This window comes from Bradyrhizobium aeschynomenes, assembly GCF_013178945.1.
GTDB classification, from domain to species: domain Bacteria; phylum Pseudomonadota; class Alphaproteobacteria; order Rhizobiales; family Xanthobacteraceae; genus Bradyrhizobium; species Bradyrhizobium aeschynomenes.
Genome location: NZ_JABFDM010000004.1, coordinates 500,151 through 520,507, shown reverse-complemented (window position 1 = coordinate 520,507; position 20,357 = coordinate 500,151). Strand labels below are relative to the sequence as shown.

The window sequence follows — 20,357 nt, the reverse complement described above, 5'->3', positions numbered from 1 at the left end:
AAAGAGATTGACCATGCGCACTTTCCGAGGCGGCCTGCTGATCGGGCTCGCCGTCGCCGTCCTCGTCGCGGCGCTCGCCGTCACCTATGAGATGTACGACACCCGCACCCTGAAGCGCACAGTCCGCCGTGGCGAGGTGCTGTGCGGCGTCAACGCCGGCCTGCCCGGCTTCTCGATTCCCGACGACAAGGGCAATTGGACTGGCTTCGACGTCGACTTCTGCCGCGCGGTGGCGGCGGCGATCTTCGACGATCCGAAGAAGGCGAAGTTCATGCCGCTCGACGCCAATGAGCGCTTCAAGGAGCTGCAGAGCCGCAAGGTCGACATCCTCTCGCGCAACACCACCTGGTCGATGGCACGCGAGCAGAACTATGATTTGTATTTCCCGGCGGTGGCCTATTACGACGGCCAGGGCTTCATGGTGCCGCGCTCGCGCAAGCTCGAGACCGCGCTGGACCTCAACGGCAGCAAGGTCTGCGTACAGGATTCGACGACCAACGCGCTCAATCTCGGCGACTATTTCCGCGCCAACAACATGAAGTATGAAGAGGTGAAGTTTCCGAAGCTCGACGACGTCATCAAGGCCTATGACAGCGGCAAGTGCGACACCTTCACTGCCGACGTCTCGCAGCTCTACGCGCTGCGGCTGATCCTGTCGAAGCCTGCCGATCACGATATCCTGCCCGACCTGATCTCGAAGGAGCCGCTCGCGCCCGTGGTGCGCCAGCGCGACGACGACTGGATGATGATCGTGAAGTGGACGCTGTATGCGATGATCAATGCCGAGGAGCTCGGCGTCACCTCCAAGAACATCGACGAAGCGCTGAAGTCGAAGAAGCCGGACGTGATGCGGCTGGTCGGCAACGAGGGCACCTACGGCCAGGATCTCGGGCTGTCGAAGGACTGGGCGGCGCGCATCATCCGCCATGTCGGCAATTACGGCGAGGTCTATGAGCGCAACGTCGGCAGCGAGTCCAAGCTGAAGATCCCGCGCGGCATGAACCAGCTGTGGAACGCGGGTGGGATTCAGTACGCACCGCCGATCAGGTAGGGTTAGAGTTTCGATCGCCTAGCTCTCCGCCTCGGCAATTCTCGAACGGTGCACCCTCTCCCCTTGTGGGAGAGGGTGGTTTCGATGCGCAGCATCGAAACCGGGTGAGGGGTTGCCACGAACTCGGAACTCAGTATGTGGCACGAACCCCTCATCCGAGTGAGCTTGTAGTTGCCTTGCGTGTAGCCCTCTCCCACAGGGGGAGAGGGCACATTCATGGGCACCGCGCCTGCTGAACCTGCGGCATTTGAAGTAGGGCAGCCATTGGCATCCTCGCGACGCGCCTCGCGCCCGAGCTTTGCCAAGTTCTCCGCCCTCTCGAAAATCGAGGGCGCAGGGAAGGCCAGGTGCCGACTGGCACCTGCGGCCCGCCTGCGAAAAAAATGCAGGCGGCAGGAACCACAGGCTCAGCCGGGACAACCCGGCCTTCCCTGCGCGATGGTGTTAACGCTTATGGCGCGCTCTCCCCGGTGTCCGGCTTGTTAGCCACCGTCGCCTGCGCGATGCGCCAGCATCGTCGCGAGCTTGACGCCAGCCTCGGGGCGCCAGGACCACACACTTTCACGTCCGCATCGGAATCGTTCGTCGGCGCGCTCACGCGCACTGCGACCCGATGCGTCCATCGCATCATCAGCCCGACACTCGTGACGACCGCGAAGCGTCCCTCTTGTGGGCCAAGACCGGCAGACTGTGCAGCTGATTTGCCCGACGACACAACGCCCGTCGGATTGCGACAAAATGGCACGACGGGCAAAGCGCCTGCTGATATGGCGCAAGTAGTCCTACGAAATCATGCGTGTTGCGCACTCCGCTACCGAGGGCCGCAACATACTCACGAGTTCGTGAACGCGCCCTCAAATCCATCCAATCGCATCGGTCGTAACGAACTCGACCAATCCGGTCAGGGTGGTGCGACCTGGAGGACAGGGCGAACGGGGCTGCAAATCCCTTTTGCGCATCAGCCAACTCATCAGTTCAGTTGACAGGGAAACACTCGAATGACGCTGGGATTCCGTTCGTTCGTGGCCGGCGCGTTGATGCTCGGCGCGCTCTCCATCTCCGCCACGGCCGCTCGCGCCGCCGACATCGTCGACACCGCCGTCGGTGCTGGCCAGTTCAAGACGCTGGTCGCCGCCGCCAAGGCCGCGGGCGTCGTGCCGGTGCTGAAGAGCAAGGGCCCCTTCACCGTGTTCGCGCCGACCGATGCGGCGTTCGCAGCACTCCCGCCGGGCACCGTCGAGGACCTGCTCAAGCCGAAGAACAAGGGCAAGCTCGCCGCGATCCTCAAGTATCACGTCATTCCGGGTGCGGTGAAGGCTGGCGACGTCGCCGGCAAGAAGCTCAGTGTAAAGACCGCGCAGGGCCAGCCGGTGGCCGTCGACGGCACCTTCTTCGGCGTGCAGGTCAACGACGCGCATGTCGTGCAGGCCGACATCGTCGCCTCGAACGGCGTCATCCACGTCATCGACAAGGTGCTGCTGCCGCCGGCGAAGACCGCGATGCATCATTGATCAAGCGAGAGCATTGATCAGACGAGAGCATTGATCAGACGAGAGCGCGCCGTCGATGACGGCGCGCTCTTTGTCTTCAGCTATCAAGTTGGACCTCCGAGGGCTCATTGCCGTGTTGGCGGCAAGTCGTGGCCCGGCTCGAGCCACACCCGCCGCCGTCGTCCCGGCGAACGCCGGGATCCATAACCACAGGAGGACGTGGTGACCCGCGGTGACAGCTCCGGCCTTCGCCAAACTCCGGACGGTGGCTATGGGTCCCGGCTCAAGGCCGGGACGACACCATTTTTGTAGGCCTAGATCGGCCCTCAGCCGTAGGGTTAGGCGACTGCATCTTGCAGGCGACCGTCCGGCTCAATTCGGCAATTCAAATCAATATCCCCTCATCTGCGCCAGCTGCGCCGCGTGATAGTTCGCATCCCCGAGCAGTTCCTCGCACACCCGTGCGCGCTTCATGAAGAAGCCGATGTCGAACTGGTCGGTCATGCCCATGCCGCCATGCATCTGCACACCCTCCTGCACCGCACGCGTCGCGGTGGCACCCGCGCGGGCTTTGGCCACGGCAACGGCGGCCGCCGCCCCCGAAGGATCAGCATCGAGCGCCTGCAAGGCCTTCAGCACGGCGGCGCGGGTGATCTCGATCTCGATGTAGAGATGCGCGGCGCGATGCTGCAGCGCCTGGAATTCGCCGATCGCCTTGCCGAACTGCTTGCGTTCCTTGAGGTAGGCGACGGTGCGGCCGAACACCTCCTCGCTCAGGCCCACCATCTCGGAGGCGACCGCGCCACGGCCGAGATCGAGCACGCAGCTAAGCACGGCCGCGCCGCCGTCGACCTCGCCCAGCACGTGATCCGCGTTGACCTCGACATTGTCGAAAGTGACGCGCGCGGCGTTGTGCGCATCGACCATGATGGTGCGCTCGATCGCGACGCCCTTCGCCTTGGGGTCGACCAGGAACAGCGTCAGGCCGTCGCGCTCGCCCGGCGCGCCGGCGCTGCGCGCCACGACGAGCAGGAGATCAGCGACGTGGCCGTCGACCACCATCGCCTTGGCGCCGTTGAGCCTGAAGCCGTTGCCCGAGCGCACGGCCTGCAGCGCCGTATGCAGCGGCCGATGCTTGGCGCCTTCATCGAGCGCGAGCGCGGCGAGCAGCTCGCCGCTTGCGATCTTCGGCAGGTAGTCGGATTTCTGCGCCGCCGAACCCGCACGGGTGAGCGCGGACGCTGATAGCACCGAGGTCGCCAGGAATGGCGACGGCATCAAGGTGCGGCCGATCTCCTCCATCACGACCCCAACCTCCACCGCGCCGAGACCGGAGCCGCCGTGCTCCTCGGGAACTAGCAGACCGGCAAAACCCATCTCGGCAAAAGTAGCCCAGAGCTCCCTGGAGAAGCCGGTCTCGTCGCGCGAATCGCGCAGCTTGCGCAGATGCGCGACCGGCGCGTGATCGGAGATCAGGCCGCGCGCGCTGTCGCGCAGCATGGATTGTTCTTCGGTGAGGAGGAGAGGCATGGCGGATGTCCAGGATTCAGTGTTGCTTGGAAGCGAAGCTCTTTCGGCTCGTCATGGCCGGGCTTGTCCCGGCCATCCACGTCTCTCCTCGTGCGGATGGACGTGGATGCCCGGGTCAAGCCCGGGCATGACGGAGTGTGGGGTGAACTACGCCCCCGGCAGATCGAGGATGCGCTTGGCGACGATGCCGAGCATGACCTCGGAGGTGCCGCCCTCGATGGAATTCGCTTTCGTGCGCAGCCAGGCGCGCGGGCGGGCGCCTTCGTGCGAGCGCTCGCTTTCCCATTCCAGCGCGTCGATGCCGCCTGATGACATCAGCAGCTCGTGGCGGCGCTTGTTGAGCTCGGTGCCGTAATACTTCATCGCCGACGAGAACGCCGGATGGCCCTGGCCCGCCTTGGCGAGATCGACCATCCGCTCCGCAGCGGCCGCAAGCGCAGCCTCGTCGACGTCGAAGGTCGCGATCTCGGCGCGCAGCAGCGCGTCGTCGAGCTTGCCTTGCGCATCGCTGCCGACGGAGTCGGCGGCGACCTGGCCGAGCGGCCGACTGCCGCCGCGCTCGCCCATGCCCGAGATCATCGCGCGCTCGTGCTGCAAGAGATATTTTGCGACATCCCAACCGCGATTCACGGTGCCGAGCACATTCGCCTTGGGCACGCGGACGTTGTCGAAGAAGGTCTCGCAGAACGGCGAGCGGCCGGAGATCAGCAGGATCGGCTTGGTCGACACGCCTTCGGACGTCATGTCGAACAGGATGAAGCTGATGCCGTCATGCTTCTTCGCGGCGGGATCGGTGCGCACAAGGCAGAAGATCCAGTCGGCGTAGTTGGCGTAGGACGTCCAGATCTTCTGACCGTTGATGATGTAGTCGTCGCCGTCGCTCTCGGCGCGGGTCTGCAGCGAGGCGAGATCGGAGCCGGCGTTCGGCTCGGAATAGCCCTGGCACCAGCGGATGAGGCCGGCGGTGATCTTCGGCAGGTGCTCGCGCTTCTGTGCGTCGGTGCCGTATTTCAACAGCGCCGGTCCGAGCATCGAGATGCCGAACGAGGTGATCGGCGCGCGCGCCCCGATCGCGGCCATCTCCTGGCGCACGATCTTGGCCTCCTCGCCGTCGAGGCCACCGCCGCCATATTCCCTCGGCCAATGCGGCACGGTCCAGCCCTTGTCGCGCATGCGCTCGAACCAGACGCGCTGCGGCTCGGAGGAGAACTTGGCGTTGCGGCCGCCCCAGAACGTGTCCTCGTCGGAGGTCATCGGCCGGCGCATCTCCGGCGGACAATTCGCCTCCAGCCAAGCCCTCGTTTCGCGGCGGAATGTGTCGAGATCGGCCATGTCTGATCCTCGCGCGTTTCCATGTTTGCTGTCGTTGGAACGACCTAACCTCAGCGCGTCAGGGAATTCAACATCGATGTCGCCGCGGGCGCCCTCGCCTTGTCCGGCGATCTATGGTCATGATGCCGTCGCGTGAAAATACGAGGAAACGACCATGCGCCTGAAACTTCTTTCGCCTGGCGAAATGAGCGCCGACCAGCGCCAGACCTATGACGAGTCGATCGCCAGCAAGCGCGGCTCGCCGCCACCGCCGATGATGGCCTGGCTGAACAGCCCGGAGATGGCGCGGCACGCCACCCGGCTCGGCGCCTTCCTGCGCTACGACACGGTGTTTCCGGCCGCGCTGTCGGAGATCGCGATCCTGGTGACGGCGCGGCACTGGACCGCGCATTACGAATGGTACGCCCACAAGCGTCTCGCGCTGGCCGGCGGGCTGGACATCAAGATCATCGAGGACATCCGCGACCGCCGCACGCCGGACTTTGCCGACCCCAAGGCGCAGATGATCTACGACGTCGCCAAGTCGCTGCATGAGGGCCATGGGCTGACGAATTCACTGTATGCGGAGGCCATCGCCCTGCTCGGCGAGCGTGGCCTGGTCGAGATCATCGGCCTGTGCGGCTACTACACGATGGTCTCGATGACGCTGAACGCGTTCGAGTTCGATCTGCCGGAGGGCGAGGTGTCGGAGCTGAAGTGAGCGCGCGCAGCCGGTGCTGCTACGGTGCTCATGACTGCGCCCTCTCCCCTTGTGGGAGAGGGCTACGCGACTGATAGCTACGAACTCGCTGGGGTGAGGGGTTCGCGCCGCAAATTCAGCTCGGAGCTCGTGGCAACCCCTCACCCGGTTTCGATGCTTTGCATCGAAACCACCCTCTCCCACAAGGGGAGAGGGTGCACCGCCCGCGTCGCTGGTACTCTTGCAGACGAATCCGCTAAAGGTTCTCTGCATCGGCGGTGGCAAGCCGCCGCTTCGACGACCACACCAGGGCCAGCACGCACAGTCCGAGCAGCACCGGCGGAAACACCACGAGGTTCACGGCCGACCAGCCGAAATTCGCGAGCAGTTGCCCCGATGAGAACGAGCCCAGCGCCATCAGGCCGAAGATCAGGAAATCGTTGAAGGCCTGCACCTTGTTGCGCTCGGCCGACGTATGCGTCTCCAGCACCAGTGCGGAGGCGCCGACGAAGCCGAAATTCCAGCCGACACCGAGCATCACCAGCGTGGCCCAGAAATGCATCGCGGTCAGGCCCGACAGGCCGATGACGGCCGCGACCGCTTCGAGGCCCAGGCCCAGCGCGACGATGACGGGCGCACCGAAGCGGGCGATCAGCGACCCCGTGAAGAAGCTCGGGCCGTACATCGCGACGATGTGCCATTGCAGACCGAAATTGGAATCCGACACGGTGAGGCCGCACATCTGCATCGCCAGCGGCGCCGAAGTCATCACCAGATTCATCACGGGATAGGCGATGGTGCCGCACAGCGCGGCCGCGATGAAGCGCGGCTGGCGCACGATCGCGAGCAGCGGCCGGCCGCCATGCAGATCGGCGGCTTCAGGCTTTGGAAGATCGACGCCGGCGACGATGCCCATCGCGATCAGCGCGACGGCGGCCTGAATGAGATAACTGAACGCGAACAGATAAGGCTGCCAGACGTCCATGGTCCATTGCACGAGTTGCGGACCGAGCAGGCCGGCGAAGATGCCGCCGGCCATCACCCATGACACCGCCTTGGGCCGGAACGCGGCACTGGCGCCGTCAGCCGCTGCGAAGCGGTAGGACTGGGCGACGGCGCCGTAGAGGCCGCCGAGAAAGGTCGCCAGGCAGAACAGCGCGAACGAGCCACGGAGAATGGCAAGGCAGCCGAGCACGCCCGTGACCGCGCCGCAGCCGGTGCCGATCAGAAACGCGGCACGGCGGCCGTAGCGGCGCGAGATCGCGCCGGTCGGCAGGGTGCCGGCGGCGAGGCCGACGACGTACATCGAGATCGGCACGGTCGCGAGCCCGATGCTCGGCGCAATGGTGACGCCGACGATCGCGCCGGTGGCGAAGATCACGGCCGAGTTGGCGCCCGTCAGCGCCTGCGCAGCGGCGAGGCGGGCGACATTGCGGCGCGCGCGGGCATCATCGGAGGTATCTTCGGTCACGGTCAGGTCGATCATCTCAATGTGTCCGGATGCGCGCAATGCGCCCCTGCTGCTCTCTCGGTGCGGCCGCACTATTGCGGGATGGGCGGGCCCGAGGCAACGGGCGCGATCGGGAACAAGCCATGCATCGCGGTTGATTCGACAGCTCCGGTCCACCCGGCTAATCAGGCCGGCGGTATTCTCGCGTCGACGACGCAGCGGAGCTTGAGCCATGTCAATCGACGACCGTCCGACTCTCGCGGCGCCAGACGATGATCCGTATCTGTGGCTCGAGGACATCGAAAGCGAGCGTGCGCTGGCCTTCGTCGCGGCGCAGAACCGGCGCACGCTCGCCGCCTACGGCGATGCCGGCTTCGAACGAGATCGCGACTTGCTGGCCGCGATCTTCGATCGCCCCGACAACATCCCGATGGTCAGCCGGCGCGGCGGGTTGCTCTACAATCAATGGAAGGACGCGGTGCATCCGCGCGGGCTGTGGCGACGAACCACCCTGGCCGAGTTTCGCAAGGCGGAGCCGCAATGGGAGCTCCTGCTCGACATCGACCGGCTCGCCGCCGACGAAGGTGAGGACTGGGCGCTGAACTGGGTCTCGAGCCTGCCGCCGGCGCATGAGCGCGCGATCCTGGCGCTGTCGCGCGGCGGCAGCGACGCCGTGGTGCTGCGCGAGTTCGATCTGGCAACGAAGCGCTTCGTCGCCGACGGTTTCACGCTGGCCGAGGCCAAGGGCAGCGTCGACTGGCTCGACCAGGACACGCTGCTGCTGTCGAGCGCATTCGGCGAGGGCATGGCGACATCGTCGGGCTATGCGCGCACGGTCCGGCTGTGGCGGCGCGGCGAGCCGGTCGAGGCGGCGAAGGTGATCTTCGCCGCGGGGAACAGCCAGTCGGTCTGGGTGCGGGCCGGCATCGATCGCAGCGTCACGCCGGCGCGGGTGTGGTTCTCCGAGGGGCTCGACTTCTTCAACCACCATCTGTGGCTCGGCGACGCGAGCGGCGCCCGCATCAGGCTCGACCTGCCGACCGACTGCTGGATGACGGCGGATGCCGACTGGATGGCGGTGAAGCTGCGGCAGCCATGGAGCGTCGGCAAGACCACTCATGCTGCCGATCTGGTGCTGGGCATCCCGCTGTCGGAATTTCTTGCCGGCTCGCGCGCGTTCGTTCGGCTGTTCGAGCCCGGCCCGCGGCGGGCGCTGCAGGGGCTGTATTGGGCCGGCAGCCGGCTGGTGCTCTCGATCCTCGACGAGCTCAAGCCGCAGTTCGAGGTGTTGACGCCATCAGCGGAGGGCTGGCGCTCTCGGCTGCTCCCTGGATTGCCCGCGATCGCAACCGTCGACGTCTGGCGGCTCGACATCGAGGAGACGGAAGGCGATGGCGACCTGCTCGCCAATGTCCAGGACCCTCTGACACCGCCGACGCTGCAGCTGATCGAGGCCTTCGGCGCGCCGGCCGTGCTGAAACAGGCGCCGCGCACCTTCACCGCCGAAGGATACGTCGTCACGCGCCATGAGGCGATCTCGGTGGACGGCGCGCGCATTCCCTACACCCAGACCGGTCCGGCCGAGCCGACCGGCGATGCGCCGGTGTACATGAGCGCCTATGGCGGGTTCGGCCACACCGTCCGGCCCGCCTACAATGCGGCGCTCGGCAAGCTGTGGCTGGAGCGCGGCGGCACGCTGGTCGAGGCCAACATCCGCGGCGGCGGCGAGTTCGGCACCGCCTGGCACGATGCCGGACGCCACGCCGGCAAGCGGCTCGCGCATGATGATTTCGCCGCCGTCGCCGCCGATCTCGTCCGCCGCGGCGTCACGGTGCCGAAGCGCATCGCCGCCCAAGGCGGCTCCAATGGCGGCATCCTGATCACCAACATGCTGGTGCGCTATCCCGAGCGGTTCGGCGCGCTGTTCTGCACCATCCCGCTGATCGACATGCGCCGCTACACCAAGCTGCTCGCCGGCGCCAGCTGGATCGCCGAATATGGCGATCCGGACAAGGACGAGGATTGGGGCTGGCTGCAGACCTACTCGGCCTATCACACCGCCAGACCGGGCCAGCCCTATCCGCCGATCCTGATCGCCACGACGCGGCGCGACGATCGCGTGCATCCCGGCCACGCGCGCAAGATGACGGCCAAGCTGCAGGCGATGGGCTACGACAGCTATTTCTACGAGCCCGCCGCCGGCGGCCATGGCTACGGCACCGACAACCGCGAGCGCGCCAGCTTCATCACGCTCGGCACGCGGTTTCTGGCGCGGCATGTGGGGCTGGAGATGGAGTGAGCGGACCTCTCCGCCGTCATTGCGAGGAGCCAAGCGACGAAGCAATCCAGAGTCGCCTCCTCGGCGCCTGGATTGCTTCGCTGCGCTCGCAATGACGGAGGTCGGGGAAATGCCGTCGCAAGAGTTATGAATTCCGCGCGAACACCAGGATCATGTTGTTGGCCGGCATCTCCACTGTCTCGCGCAAGGCAAGGCCGTTTCGCGCCGCCAGCGCTTCGAGGTCGGTGATATCGCGCACGCCCCACTCCGGATTGCCCTCGCGCAGCGAGGTGTCGAACACGGCGTTGCTGACCGCGGTGTGCCTGCCGTCGCGTTTGAACGGGCCGTAGAGCATCAGCAAGCCATCCGGGGAGAGCACCTTCCCGGCCCCCGCGAACAATCCTTCCGCCACCGACCAGGGCGCGATGTGAACGACGTTGGCGCAGAAGATCCCCGTCAGCTGCGAAGGCCCACCGGCGGCACGGAACGCGGCGGCCCAGCCGGCCTCCGACAGGTCGATGCGCTGGGCTTCGCGGATGTTGGGCAGGCCCATATGCCTGCACCATGCGGCGATGCTGGCGAGGTGAGCATCGTTGAGGTCGCTCGGCCACCACGTCAGATCGGGATGCTGGGAGGCGAAATGCACGACATGCTGGCCGGTGCCGCTGCCGGCCTCCAGCACATCGCCCGTCAGCCCCTCCAGCAGCCGCGCCAGCACCGCCCCGATCGGCTGGTGGTTGCGGTGGAAGGCGGCGGCATCCAGCCGTCCATCCGGTTCCACCGGCCGGCCGTCCCGGCCGAACTCCACGACGTATTCCGCCATTGCCATACTCCCGGCCGCAAGCTGAGCAGCCACCGTTAACCGCGTTGCGACGGCCACCATAGCCGCATTGTCAGCCGATGGCCTTTATGCTTTGCAGCGCCTATATTGCCGGGATCACCGAGACGTCGGAACTTCATCTTGATCACATCCGTCATGCGTACCGCCCTGGCGCTGGGGCTCCTGCTCGCCGCGTCCGCAGCCGCCCACGCCCAGTCCGGCGCCGCCGAGGGCCAGAAGCTCGCCTTCGACCGCGGCAAGGGCAACTGCCTGACCTGCCACGAGATCAAGGGCGGCGACCTGCCGGGCTCGATCGGGCCGAAGCTGGAAAATCTCAAGAGCAAATACGACCGTACCGAGCTGATCGCGATCCTCAACGACGAGACCAAGCGCAATCCGCTGACGGTGATGCCGCCGTTCGGCCGCAACCGCATCCTGACCGAGCAGGAAATCAGCGCCATCGTCGATTTCCTGCAAACGCTGTGATTTTCGTTTGGAGACACCCATGACTGCCTCGTTCGGCCCGTTGGCCCACCGCCGCCTGTTCCTGAAGGGCGCCGGCCTCGTCGCGCTGATCGGCCTCGGCAATGCCGTGCTGCACGCCACGCCGGTGTTTGCCGCGACCAACGACAACAAATATCCGGAGGACGCGTTCAAGCAGAAGAACGCGGGCGAGGCGATCAAGGCGCTGTATGGCCGCGACCACGAGGCCTCCGACAAGATCAAGCTCGATGCCCCGGAGATCGCCGAGAATGGCGGCGTGGTGCCGATCGCGGTGACGACGTCGCTGCCGAACGTCACCTCGATCTCGTTCATCGTCAGCGAGAACCCGTTCGCACTGGCGGCGTCCTACCACATCCCCGAGGGCACGGTGCCCGCGGTGGCGAACCGGCTGAAGATGGCCAAGACCTCCAGCGTGATCGCGCTCGTCGAATCCGGCGGCAAGCTCTACAGCGCGACGAAGGAAGTGAAGGTCACCGTCGGCGGTTGCGGCGGCTAGGGGAGGAGAGCGATCATGGCAGCAAGCATTCGCGTCCGCGCGGTCCTGAACGGCGAGGTCGCCGAGGTCCAGACCCTGATCCAGCATCCGATGGACACGGGCCTGGTCAAGGACGCCAAGGGCGAGGTGATCCCGGCGCACTACATCCAGCAGCTCACCTTCACGCACAAGGAGAGAACCGTGTTCCTGGCCGATTGGGGCACCGCGGTCTCCAAGGATCCCTACGTCAAGTTCGCCTTCAAGGGCGCGGCCAAGGGCGACGAGCTCAAGGTGAGTTGGGTCGACAACAAGGGCGCGACCGACAGCCTGACGGCGACGATCCAATGAGCGCGCTGCGCCTGCTGCTCGCTCTCGCGACGACGCTCGGTCTGAGCGCATCGGCCATGGCGGCGGACAAGCCCGACCCGGCGGCCGACGCCAAGGCGCTCCAGGACTACTTCGTCAAGAAGTTCCCGAAGGTGGCGTTCGACGATTTCGTCAACGGTCCGTATTCGATGAACGCCGACATGCGCAAGCAGTGGGAGGAGAAGGAGCAGTTTCCGCCCTACGAGTTCGCGCTCGACTCCGGCAAGGAGATGTTCGCCAAGCCGTTCAAGAACGGCAAGACCTATGCCGACTGTTTCGCGAACGGCGGCATCGGCATCCGCCAGAACTATCCGTATTTCGACGACAAGGAAGGCAAGGTCATCACCCTCGAGCTGGCGCTGAACCGCTGCCGCGAAGCCAATGGCGAGCAGCCTTACTCCTACGTCAAGGACGAGATGGCCTCGCTGACCGCCTACATGGCCTACACGTCGCGCGGCAAACGCTTCGACATCAAGATCCCCGACGATCCGCGCGCGCTCGAAGCGTTCGAGAGGGGCAAGGAATATTTCTACACCCGCCGCGGCCAGCTGAACTTCTCCTGCGCCAGCTGCCACGTGCAGAGCCCGGGCGAGCGCATCCGCGCCGAGATCCTGGCGCCGGCGCTGGGCATCCTGAACGCAATGCCAATCTACCGCTCGGAATGGAGCGGCATGGGCACGATCAGCCGGCGCATCGTCACATGCAACAGCCAGACCCGCGCCGTGCCGCTGGAGCCGCAGTCGGACGAGTATCGCAACCTCGAATATTATCTCTCCTACGTGTCGAACGGCCTGCCGGTTTCAGGTCCGGGAGCGCGGCCATGAGATATATCTCGACACCAAGCGTCATGAAAAAGATCGTGTTCGCCATGATGGTGTCGGCGGTCTGCGCCGGCTCCGCGCGGGCCGCGTCGGAAGCCGACTATCTCGCGGCGGTCGCGGCGGCCGAGAGCGCCAACAAGGAAGCCGGACGTCTGCGCAACCAATGGACCGTGACCCAGGCCGCAATCAATGCTGCGAAGAAGGCGGCGGAGTCGGGCAATCTCGACCAGGCGCTGAAATCGGCGCAGGAGGCCGAGGCGCTCGCCAAGGCCTCGATCGTCCAGGCCACCAGCGAGAAGCAGCGCTGGAAGGAGATGGAGATCCGCTAGCGCGCGATCCGCAAAGTGGAGACCGGTTTTCCGACGGGTCATGGTCGAAGAAGGGGATAAGATCATGATGCGATTCCGTGGAATCTCATCATGATCTAGGACGCGAACGATGATTCGGCGCCGGGATTTTCTCAAAGCATCAGGTGCCGCCGCGCTCGCCGCGCCGGCGCTGCTGCGCAGCGCGTCCGCTGCCGACACGGTGAGCCTGTACGACGTCGAGAAATTCGGCAATGCGCGCATCCTGCACATCACGGACACGCATGCGCAGCTGCGGCCGGTGTTCTTCCGCGAGCCCAGCGTCAATCTCGGCATCGGCGAGATGTGGGGAAAGCCGCCGCATCTGGTCGAGCGCGCCTTTCTCGACCGCTACGGCATCCGTCCCGACAGCGCCGAGGCCTATGCCTTCACCTCGTTCGAGTTCGAGAAATATGCCGTGCGCTTCGGCAGGATGGGCGGCTTCGCGCATCTGAAGACCCTGATCGACAAGCTGCGCACCGACGCCGGCGATCATCGCTCGCTGCTGCTCGACGGCGGCGATCTCTGGCAGGGCACCGGGCTCGCCAACGCCATGCACGGCGCCGACATGGTGAGCGCCGCCAACCTGCTCGGCATCGACGCCATGACCGGGCATTGGGAATTCACCTATGGCGAGGAGGCGCTGCGTGCCAATCTGGCGCGCTTCAAGGGCGAGTTCCTGGCGCAGAACGTGTTCCTGACCGAGGAGGCCGCGTTCAACGATGCCAAGGCGTTCGACCGCGGCTCCGGCCGCGTGTTCAAGCCGGCCACCATCAAGGAGATCGGCGGCGCTCGCATCGCCGTGATCGGGCAGGCGTTTCCCTACGTGCCGATCGCCCATCCGCGGCGCTTCACGCCGGACTGGAGCTTCGGCATCCGCGAGGAGGAGCTGCAGAAGCTCGTCGACGCCCTGCGCGGCGCCGACAAGGTCGATGCCGTGATCCTGCTGTCGCACAACGGCATGGATGTCGACCTCAAGCTCGCGAGCCGCGTCACCGGGATCGACGTCATCCTCGGCGGCCACACCCATGACGCCGTGCCGCAACCCGTGGCCGTCAAGAACGCCAAGGGCGCGACCTTGGTGACCAATGCCGGCTCGAACGGGAAATTCCTGGCCGTGCTCGATCTCGACATCGCCAAGGGCCATGTCGCCGACGCGCGCTATCGCCTGCTGCCGATCTATTCGGAGCTGCTCAAGCCGGACCCTGCGATGCAGGCGCTGATCGACCAGACGCAGCAGCCGCAGGTCGCGGCCTGGAGCGAGAAGCTCGCGACGTCGGACCGGCTGCTGTATCGGCGCGGCAATTTCGAAGGCGCGACCGACGATTTGATCTGTGCGGCGCTGCGCCGCGAGCTCGATGCCGAGATCGCGCTGTCGCCGGGGTTCCGCTGGGGCCCGACCGTGCTCGCGGGCCAGTCCATCATGCTGGAGGACGTGCTGGCGCAGACCGCGATCAGCTATCCCGAAACCTACGTGCAGCGGATGACCGGCGCTCAGATCAAGGACGTGCTCGAGGACGTCTGCGACAATCTCTTCAATGCCGATCCGTATCTGCAGCAGGGCGGCGACATGGTGAGGACCGGCGGGTTCTCCTACCGCTGCTCGCCGTCCGAGCCGATCGGCCGCCGCATCTCTGATCTTGCGCTCGACAATGGCCATCCGCTGCACGCCAGCAAGAGCTACAAGGTCGCGGGTTGGGCGTCGATGAACGCCCAGGACGGCAGGCCGGTGTGGGACGTGGTCGCCAGCCATCTGCGCGATGGCCAGCTGGTGCTGACGGGGACCAACAAGGTCACGCTATCAGGCGTCGACGGCAATCCGGGGTTTGCGTCGCAGTCGTGAGCGGGGGCACCCGGCCGGCGTGACACAGACGGCACGTCATACTCCGTTACAGTCCCGGCTCGGCACGTCATACTCCGCTGTCGTCCCCGCGTCCGCGGGGACGACACTGATGGGTGAGGCACCACCATGCCTCGCCATGCACAACGGCCGAATGCCTGACCAAAGCATCACCGCGCCCTACCCCGTCGGCCAGCGCGCGCAGGTGCCATGCGCCCGCGTTCATGGACAATGAACCGCATTCCGATAGTGTGGCGTTGTGTCGCGCGCCCTCATTGCGGGAGTCTCGGCGGTTTGCCGGCAACGCGCCCTCCAGTTTCATCACTGACGTCGGGAGCCCAACGGATCGAGCATGGCTGACGTTCTCGCCGCATCGCAACACACCACGGCACCGGTCCGGACCGCCTCCTCGCTGCGCACGCTGGCGCTGATCTCCCTGGCGCATTGGGTCAGCCACCTGCACATGCTGGTGCTGCCGATGCTGTTTCCCTACCTGAAGGAGAAGCTCGGCGTCGGCTATGTCGAGCTCGGCTTTCCGCTCACGGTGTTCGCCGTGGTCTCGGCGCTGACCCAGGCGCCGGTGGGCTATCTCGTGGACCGTGCTGGCGCCCGCCGCATTCTGCTGCTGGGCCTGACGCTCGGCGGCCTGTCGCTGGCGATCCTCGGCGTCTACCTGACCTACACCAGCCTCATCGTCTCGGCGGTGCTGCTCGGCCTCGCCAACGCCGTGTATCATCCTTCCGACTACGCGCTGCTGTCGGCGCATATGGAAGAGAGCCGGATGGGCCGTGCCTTCGGCGTGCACACCTTCGCCGGCTATCTCGGCGGCGCGGTGGCGCCGGCGGTCATGGCGGCGCTGGTCACCACGGTCGGCGGCTCCGGCGCGCTGATCGCCGCCGGCCTGGTCGGTCCGCTCGCCGCGCTGCTGCTGCTCGTCGGCAACGTGCCTGAGGTGCCGCCGCATCCGCATCACACCAAGGCGGACGGCACCAAGATCAAGCAGCCCAGCCTGCTCACGCCGATGCTGATGCTGCTGACCGTGTTCTTCATGCTGCTCAGCCTGTCCAACGCCGGCATCTCCAGCTTCGGCGTGGTCGCTTTCATGAACGGCTATGGCATCTCGTTCTCGACGGCCAACATCGCACTGACCGCCTTCCTCGGCGCCAGCGCGGTCGGCGTGCTCGCCGGCGGCCAACTCGCCGACCGCATCCGCCATCACAATCTGGTCGCCGCCGTTGCCTACGCGATCAATGCGGTGCTGGTGCTGATCATCACCTTCGTCAGCCTGCCCACCGTGCTGCTGGTCGCGATCATGCTGACCGCGGGCTTCATGAGCGGCGTGATCGCGCCCTCGCGCGACATGCTGGTGCGCAATGCCGCTCCCGCGGGCGCTGCCGGCCGCGCCTTCGGCATCGTCTCCACCGGCTTCAACTTCGCCGGCGTCGTCAGCCCGCTGCTGTTCGGCTGGATCATGGACATGAACGCGCCGCGCTGGGTGTTCGGCACCTCCGTCGTGTTCATGCTGCTGACCATCGTGCTGGCGTTCTTTACGGAGCCGAAGAAGGCGAAGGCGTAGCTGGCATCGTCAGCAACCCGTCAGCCCATCAACGCAAGATTGACATGCGGAGATGAGCGCAGTGCCCGTGACTGCGCCCTCGCCCCTTGTGGGAGAGGGCATGTAGGACAGAGCGGCAAGCTTGGTCGGGTGAGGGGTCTCTCTCCGCGAGTTGCACGCGTGGAGAGAGACCCCTCACCCAACCGAGCGAGTGGATGGGCCGGCGATGCCCTCTCCCACAAGGGGCGAGGGCGCTGTATTGGGCACCGCGATGGCGGCAGCTTTTTCGCGCAACGCTGTCCTCACCTCCCGCATGTTGACATCATCGTCCACCGGCCGATGATACGGGCAAACAACAACATCCGGGGAAGACACGCCATGACGCAGCCAGATCTCGTGATCCGCGGCGGGACCGTTGCCGACGGTTCGGGCGGCGAGCTTTATGACGCCGACGTCGCGATCGCGGACGGCCGTATCGTCGGGGTCGGCAAGATCGCGGCATCCGGCCGCGAGGAGATCGATGCGCGCGGCAAGCTCGTCACGCCCGGCTTCGTCGACGTCCACACCCATTACGACGGCCAGGTCACCTGGAGCCACGACATCTCGCCGTCGTCGCAGAACGGCGTCACCACGGCGATCATGGGAAATTGCGGCGTCGGCTTCGCGCCGTGCCGGCCGGCGGATCATCAGCGGCTGATCCAGTTGATGGAGGGCGTCGAGGATATTCCCGAGCCGGTGCTCGAGGCCGGCATTCCCTGGGAATGGGAAAGCTTTCCCGACTACATGGAATGGCTGGCCAAGCGCAATTTCGATCTCGACATCGGCGCCCAGCTGCCGCACGCGGCGCTGCGCGTCTATGTGATGGGCGAGCGTGGCGCGCGCCGCGATCCCGCCACCGCCGACGACAACCGTGCCATGGCCGCATTGGCGCGCGATGCGGTCAAGGCCGGCGCGCTTGGCTTCTCGACCTCGCGCACGCTCAATCACCGCACCTCGACCGGCGACTACACGCCGACGCTCAAGGCCGGCGAGGACGAGCTGACGACCATCGCGGGCGCCATGCACGGCGCCGGCCGCAGCGTGCTGCAGTTTGTGCTGGACATCTCGACCATCCATGAAGACCTGCCGATGATGCTGCGCATTGCCGATCAGACCAAATGCCCGATCTCGTTCTCGGTGACGCAAAACGACCGCGCGCCGCAGCGCTGGCGGCAGACGCTCGCCGAGATCAATGCCGCCGCTGCGCGCGGCCTGTCGGTGACGGCGCAGATCGCGGCGCGCCCGGTCGGGCTGCTGCTCGGGCTGGAGCTGTCGCGCAACCCGTTGCAGACGCATCCGAGCTACCAGGCTATCGCGCACCTGCCGCTTGCCGAGCGCGTCACGCGGATGCGCGACCCCCAGCTCCGCGCAGCGATCCTGAGCGAGCAGGCCAGCGCGACCGACGATCCGCTGTTCTTCAAGCCGAACTACGACAAGATGTACCTGCTCGGCGATCCGCCGGACTACGAACAGCCGCCGGAGCGGTCGCTCGGTTCACAAGCGCGCGCCAGGGGCTGCCGGCCGGAGGAACTGGCCTACGACGCGATGCTGACGGATGGCGGACGCGGCATGCTCTACGTGCCGTTCCTCAACTATTCCGACGGCAATCTCGATGCGACCTATGAGATGCTGCGCGATCCCAGAAGCGTCCCAGGCCTCAGCGACGGCGGCGCACATTGCGGCATCATCTGCGACGCCAGCTTCCCGACCTATCTGCTGACGCACTGGACGCGCGACCGCAAGCGCGGCGACAGACTGTCGATCCCGTTCGTCGTCGCCGCGCAGTCGCGCAAGACCGCGCTCTCCGTCGGCCTGGACGATCGCGGCCTAATTGCGCCCGGCTACAAGGCCGACCTGAACGTCATCGACTATGATCGGCTCCACTTGCATCCGCCCAAGGTGCATTACGACCTGCCGGTCGGCGGCCGCCGCCTGATGCAGGAGGTCGACGGCTACGAGGCGACCATCGTGTCTGGTGTGGTGACGCGCCGGCACGGCGAGGCCACCGGCGCGCGGCCGGGGCGGCTGGTCAGGGGGGCGAGAGCCGGGGTGCAATAACGGCCAGCCATCAGCTTCGGCTTGCCGCAGAGCCGCCTCATGTTCGGAGTCGTGTCCGGCAACGCGCTTTGGCGGACGCCGACCCGGGATCCATACGCCGCGGCGGTTGTAGCTTTGGCGGTATGGTCGACGTTCGTGCCTCGAACGTCTCCCTGGGGTTATGGATCCCGGATCGGCGCGCGCGTGCCGCGCGCTTGTCCGGGATGACACCGGGGATTGGCCGCGCGTTGCGCACCTCGGCTCACGCAAATTCCGGCGCGGCAGCCTGATGTGACTGCAGGCGGGCGCGCTCGGTGTTCGGCCACAGCAGCGCGAGGCCGAGCAGGCCGGAGATCACCATGATCACGGCGTTGATGGTGAAGCCCGACATGTAGCCGTCCAGCAGACTGCCCGAGGCCTGGATCATCTTGCCCATCACGACGGGCGCAACGATGCCGGCGAGCGTATACAGCGCGCCGTAGATCGCCATGGCCGCGCCGCGCTGGGCAACCGGCGTGAATTCGCCGATCATCGGCGGGCAGACGACGTAGATCGAGCCGCACAACCCCGATCCGACCACGAGCAGCGCGATCTTGGCCGAAGCGCCGTCGACATGCGCCATGCACGCCATCAGGATGCCGCCGATCACGAGCGGCGTTGCGCCGAGCACGCCGCGAGCCATGCGCGTGGACACCCCGCGCGCCATCAGCATTTGCGACGCAAAGCCAGTGGTCAGCACGACGCACGCACCGAACACCCAGGGGAGGATCGAGATGAATCCGGCCTGCGCTTGCGAGAAGCCGAGACCCTTGACCAGGAACGGCGTGAACCAGGTCAGCCCGAGCGACAGCGCCCAATAGGCGCCGAAGGTGGCGGCAACGCAGCCGACGAAGGTGCGGGACGTCAGCAATTGCAGATAGGGCACCCGCTGCTCGCGCATGTCGGCCGACTCGATATCGGCCAGCGGGCCTTCCCGGCCCAGCCACAGCCACGCTGCGCTCCACATCAGGCCGACGATGCCGAGCGCACCGAACGCATAGTGCCAGCCATGATTCACGATGATCCAGTTCAGCGCCGGCACGGCGAGGATCACACCGAAGGCGGAGCCCTGGGACAGGATAGCCGTTGGCAGCGCACGCTTTTCGTCGGGAAACCATTTGTAGACGGCGTGAATGGCGACGGACGCGGCCGGCCCTTCACCCGCGCCGAGAATGATGCGGCAGATCAGCAAGGTGGTGAAGCCGACGGTGCCGACCATCGGGAATTGCGCCACCGCCCAGATCAGCGCCAGCACCAGCAGCACCCAGCGCGTCGGCACCTTGTTGACGACGAAGCCGACCACGATGGCGGCGATCGAGAACAGGAAGAAGAAGGAGGAGCCGAGCAGGCCGAACTGCTCGGCGCTCAGATTGAGCTCGGACATGATCGGCACGCCGGCGAGCCCGACCACGATCTTGTCGGCGAAGTTCACCAGCATGAACAGGAACAGCAGGAAGGTGATCTTCCAGGCGCCCTTCGGCGTGGGTGTCGAGCTTGCGCGGGATGTGCCCGTGAGCGTCGTTGGCGCAGCCATGTTCCTTCCCCTCTTTGTTATGATCCGCCCCTGTCGTCCGGGCGTTTCGACGATGCTACCCACGAAGCGGCTTCGCAGGCAACCAGATCGCGAGCTAAGTTGTTGCTGCAACGCGGGAATTCGCCCTTCGAGGCTGCACAAGGGCGGATCCGCAACCTGCTGACGAGCACGCG

At 66.0% G+C, this 20,357-nt stretch carries 17 protein-coding genes; 12 read left to right on the top strand and 5 right to left on the bottom strand.

The annotated features are described in order from the left end of the window. Nucleotides 1-13 precede the first annotated feature (13 nt). Both HL666_RS15250 and HL666_RS15245 read left to right on the top strand, forming a co-directional pair. Nucleotides 14-1,051, top strand: a complete 1,038-nt coding sequence (locus HL666_RS15250) for an amino acid ABC transporter substrate-binding protein (protein ID WP_172110344.1) — start codon at nucleotides 14-16, stop codon at nucleotides 1,049-1,051. Between the two features lie 998 nt (nucleotides 1,052-2,049). Beyond that, nucleotides 2,050-2,562, top strand: a complete 513-nt coding sequence (locus HL666_RS15245; RefSeq protein ID WP_210261909.1) for a fasciclin domain-containing protein — start codon at nucleotides 2,050-2,052, stop codon at nucleotides 2,560-2,562. 369 nt (nucleotides 2,563-2,931) lie between these two features. On the opposite strand, the gene HL666_RS15240 is transcribed toward HL666_RS15245, so the two are convergent. Beyond that, on the bottom strand, nucleotides 2,932-4,071 hold the full coding sequence (locus tag HL666_RS15240; RefSeq protein WP_172182226.1) for an acyl-CoA dehydrogenase family protein: 1,140 nt from the start codon (nucleotides 4,069-4,071) through the stop codon (nucleotides 2,932-2,934). Nucleotides 4,072-4,218: 147 nt separating this feature from the next. Further along, on the bottom strand, nucleotides 4,219-5,403 hold the full coding sequence (locus tag HL666_RS15235) for an acyl-CoA dehydrogenase family protein (RefSeq protein ID WP_172182224.1): 1,185 nt from the start codon (nucleotides 5,401-5,403) through the stop codon (nucleotides 4,219-4,221). Between the two features lie 154 nt (nucleotides 5,404-5,557). Here HL666_RS15235 and HL666_RS15230 point away from each other — a divergent pair, with 154 nt between their 5' ends. Then, nucleotides 5,558-6,103, top strand: a complete 546-nt coding sequence (locus HL666_RS15230) for a carboxymuconolactone decarboxylase family protein (protein WP_172110347.1) — start codon at nucleotides 5,558-5,560, stop codon at nucleotides 6,101-6,103. Nucleotides 6,104-6,338: 235 nt separating this feature from the next. Here HL666_RS15230 and HL666_RS15225 read toward each other — a convergent pair whose 3' ends face one another. Then, nucleotides 6,339-7,568 carry an MFS transporter gene (locus HL666_RS15225; RefSeq protein WP_172110348.1) on the bottom strand — a complete coding sequence of 410 codons (1,230 nt, stop codon included), beginning with the start codon at nucleotides 7,566-7,568 and terminating at the stop codon, nucleotides 6,339-6,341. Nucleotides 7,569-7,764: 196 nt separating this feature from the next. Here HL666_RS15225 and HL666_RS15220 point away from each other — a divergent pair, with 196 nt between their 5' ends. Beyond that, nucleotides 7,765-9,831, top strand: coding sequence for a prolyl oligopeptidase family serine peptidase (locus HL666_RS15220; RefSeq protein ID WP_172182222.1), 2,067 nt, complete (start codon nucleotides 7,765-7,767; stop codon nucleotides 9,829-9,831). A gap of 124 nt (nucleotides 9,832-9,955) precedes the next feature. On the opposite strand, the gene HL666_RS15215 is transcribed toward HL666_RS15220, so the two are convergent. After that, a complete protein-coding gene (locus HL666_RS15215; RefSeq protein ID WP_172182316.1) occupies nucleotides 9,956-10,633 on the bottom strand; it encodes a DUF938 domain-containing protein in 678 nt (225 codons plus the stop codon). A 153-nt stretch (nucleotides 10,634-10,786) separates the two neighbouring features. Between HL666_RS15215 and soxX the strand changes: the two genes are divergently transcribed. The 8 genes from soxX (at nucleotide 10,787) to HL666_RS15175 (ending at nucleotide 18,632) form a co-directional block, all read left to right on the top strand. After that, nucleotides 10,787-11,116 (top strand): sulfur oxidation c-type cytochrome SoxX, encoded by a 330-nt coding sequence (gene soxX / locus HL666_RS15210; protein WP_172110350.1) that lies wholly within the window; start codon nucleotides 10,787-10,789, stop codon nucleotides 11,114-11,116. Nucleotides 11,117-11,135: 19 nt separating this feature from the next. Beyond that, nucleotides 11,136-11,630, top strand: coding sequence for a thiosulfate oxidation carrier protein SoxY (soxY, locus tag HL666_RS15205; protein ID WP_172182221.1), 495 nt, complete (start codon nucleotides 11,136-11,138; stop codon nucleotides 11,628-11,630). 15 nt (nucleotides 11,631-11,645) lie between these two features. Then, nucleotides 11,646-11,957, top strand: coding sequence for a thiosulfate oxidation carrier complex protein SoxZ (soxZ, locus tag HL666_RS15200; RefSeq protein WP_172134275.1), 312 nt, complete (start codon nucleotides 11,646-11,648; stop codon nucleotides 11,955-11,957). Then, nucleotides 11,954-12,799, top strand: a complete 846-nt coding sequence (gene soxA / locus HL666_RS15195; protein ID WP_172182219.1) for a sulfur oxidation c-type cytochrome SoxA — start codon at nucleotides 11,954-11,956, stop codon at nucleotides 12,797-12,799. Before soxZ ends, soxA begins: the two co-directional genes overlap by 4 nt. Continuing rightward, nucleotides 12,796-13,125: a hypothetical protein gene (locus HL666_RS15190; RefSeq protein ID WP_246739104.1), complete on the top strand. Its 330-nt coding sequence runs from the start codon at nucleotides 12,796-12,798 to the stop codon at nucleotides 13,123-13,125. Before soxA ends, HL666_RS15190 begins: the two co-directional genes overlap by 4 nt. Nucleotides 13,126-13,234: 109 nt before the next feature. Beyond that, nucleotides 13,235-14,983: a thiosulfohydrolase SoxB gene (gene soxB, locus HL666_RS15185; protein WP_172182218.1), complete on the top strand. Its 1,749-nt coding sequence runs from the start codon at nucleotides 13,235-13,237 to the stop codon at nucleotides 14,981-14,983. 349 nt (nucleotides 14,984-15,332) lie between these two features. Next, a complete protein-coding gene (locus HL666_RS15180; protein ID WP_172182217.1) occupies nucleotides 15,333-16,556 on the top strand; it encodes an MFS transporter in 1,224 nt (407 codons plus the stop codon). Nucleotides 16,557-16,913: 357 nt separating this feature from the next. Then, nucleotides 16,914-18,632 carry an N-acyl-D-amino-acid deacylase family protein gene (locus tag HL666_RS15175; protein WP_172182215.1) on the top strand — a complete coding sequence of 573 codons (1,719 nt, stop codon included), beginning with the start codon at nucleotides 16,914-16,916 and terminating at the stop codon, nucleotides 18,630-18,632. Nucleotides 18,633-18,873: 241 nt separating this feature from the next. On the opposite strand, the gene HL666_RS15170 is transcribed toward HL666_RS15175, so the two are convergent. Next, on the bottom strand, nucleotides 18,874-20,184 hold the full coding sequence (locus HL666_RS15170; RefSeq protein ID WP_172182214.1) for an MFS transporter: 1,311 nt from the start codon (nucleotides 20,182-20,184) through the stop codon (nucleotides 18,874-18,876). Between the last annotated feature and the right edge of the window lie 173 nt (nucleotides 20,185-20,357).

What these genes read in the sequence shown, in the direction of transcription:
- HL666_RS15250 (WP_172110344.1), top strand. Translation starts at nt 14, where the DNA reads ATGCGCACTTTCCGAGGCGGCCTGCTGATCGGGCTCGCCGTCGCCGTC.
- HL666_RS15245 (WP_210261909.1), top strand. Translation starts at nt 2,050, where the DNA reads ATGACGCTGGGATTCCGTTCGTTCGTGGCCGGCGCGTTGATGCTCGGC.
- HL666_RS15240 (WP_172182226.1), bottom strand. Translation starts at nt 4,071, where the DNA reads ATGCCTCTCCTCCTCACCGAAGAACAATCCATGCTGCGCGACAGCGCG.
- HL666_RS15235 (WP_172182224.1), bottom strand. Translation starts at nt 5,403, where the DNA reads ATGGCCGATCTCGACACATTCCGCCGCGAAACGAGGGCTTGGCTGGAG.
- HL666_RS15230 (WP_172110347.1), top strand. Translation starts at nt 5,558, where the DNA reads ATGCGCCTGAAACTTCTTTCGCCTGGCGAAATGAGCGCCGACCAGCGC.
- HL666_RS15225 (WP_172110348.1), bottom strand. Translation starts at nt 7,568, where the DNA reads ATGATCGACCTGACCGTGACCGAAGATACCTCCGATGATGCCCGCGCG.
- HL666_RS15220 (WP_172182222.1), top strand. Translation starts at nt 7,765, where the DNA reads ATGTCAATCGACGACCGTCCGACTCTCGCGGCGCCAGACGATGATCCG.
- HL666_RS15215 (WP_172182316.1), bottom strand. Translation starts at nt 10,633, where the DNA reads ATGGCGGAATACGTCGTGGAGTTCGGCCGGGACGGCCGGCCGGTGGAA.
- soxX (WP_172110350.1), top strand. Translation starts at nt 10,787, where the DNA reads ATGCGTACCGCCCTGGCGCTGGGGCTCCTGCTCGCCGCGTCCGCAGCC.
- soxY (WP_172182221.1), top strand. Translation starts at nt 11,136, where the DNA reads ATGACTGCCTCGTTCGGCCCGTTGGCCCACCGCCGCCTGTTCCTGAAG.
- soxZ (WP_172134275.1), top strand. Translation starts at nt 11,646, where the DNA reads ATGGCAGCAAGCATTCGCGTCCGCGCGGTCCTGAACGGCGAGGTCGCC.
- soxA (WP_172182219.1), top strand. Translation starts at nt 11,954, where the DNA reads ATGAGCGCGCTGCGCCTGCTGCTCGCTCTCGCGACGACGCTCGGTCTG.
- HL666_RS15190 (WP_246739104.1), top strand. Translation starts at nt 12,796, where the DNA reads ATGAGATATATCTCGACACCAAGCGTCATGAAAAAGATCGTGTTCGCC.
- soxB (WP_172182218.1), top strand. Translation starts at nt 13,235, where the DNA reads ATGATTCGGCGCCGGGATTTTCTCAAAGCATCAGGTGCCGCCGCGCTC.
- HL666_RS15180 (WP_172182217.1), top strand. Translation starts at nt 15,333, where the DNA reads ATGGCTGACGTTCTCGCCGCATCGCAACACACCACGGCACCGGTCCGG.
- HL666_RS15175 (WP_172182215.1), top strand. Translation starts at nt 16,914, where the DNA reads ATGACGCAGCCAGATCTCGTGATCCGCGGCGGGACCGTTGCCGACGGT.
- HL666_RS15170 (WP_172182214.1), bottom strand. Translation starts at nt 20,184, where the DNA reads ATGGCTGCGCCAACGACGCTCACGGGCACATCCCGCGCAAGCTCGACA.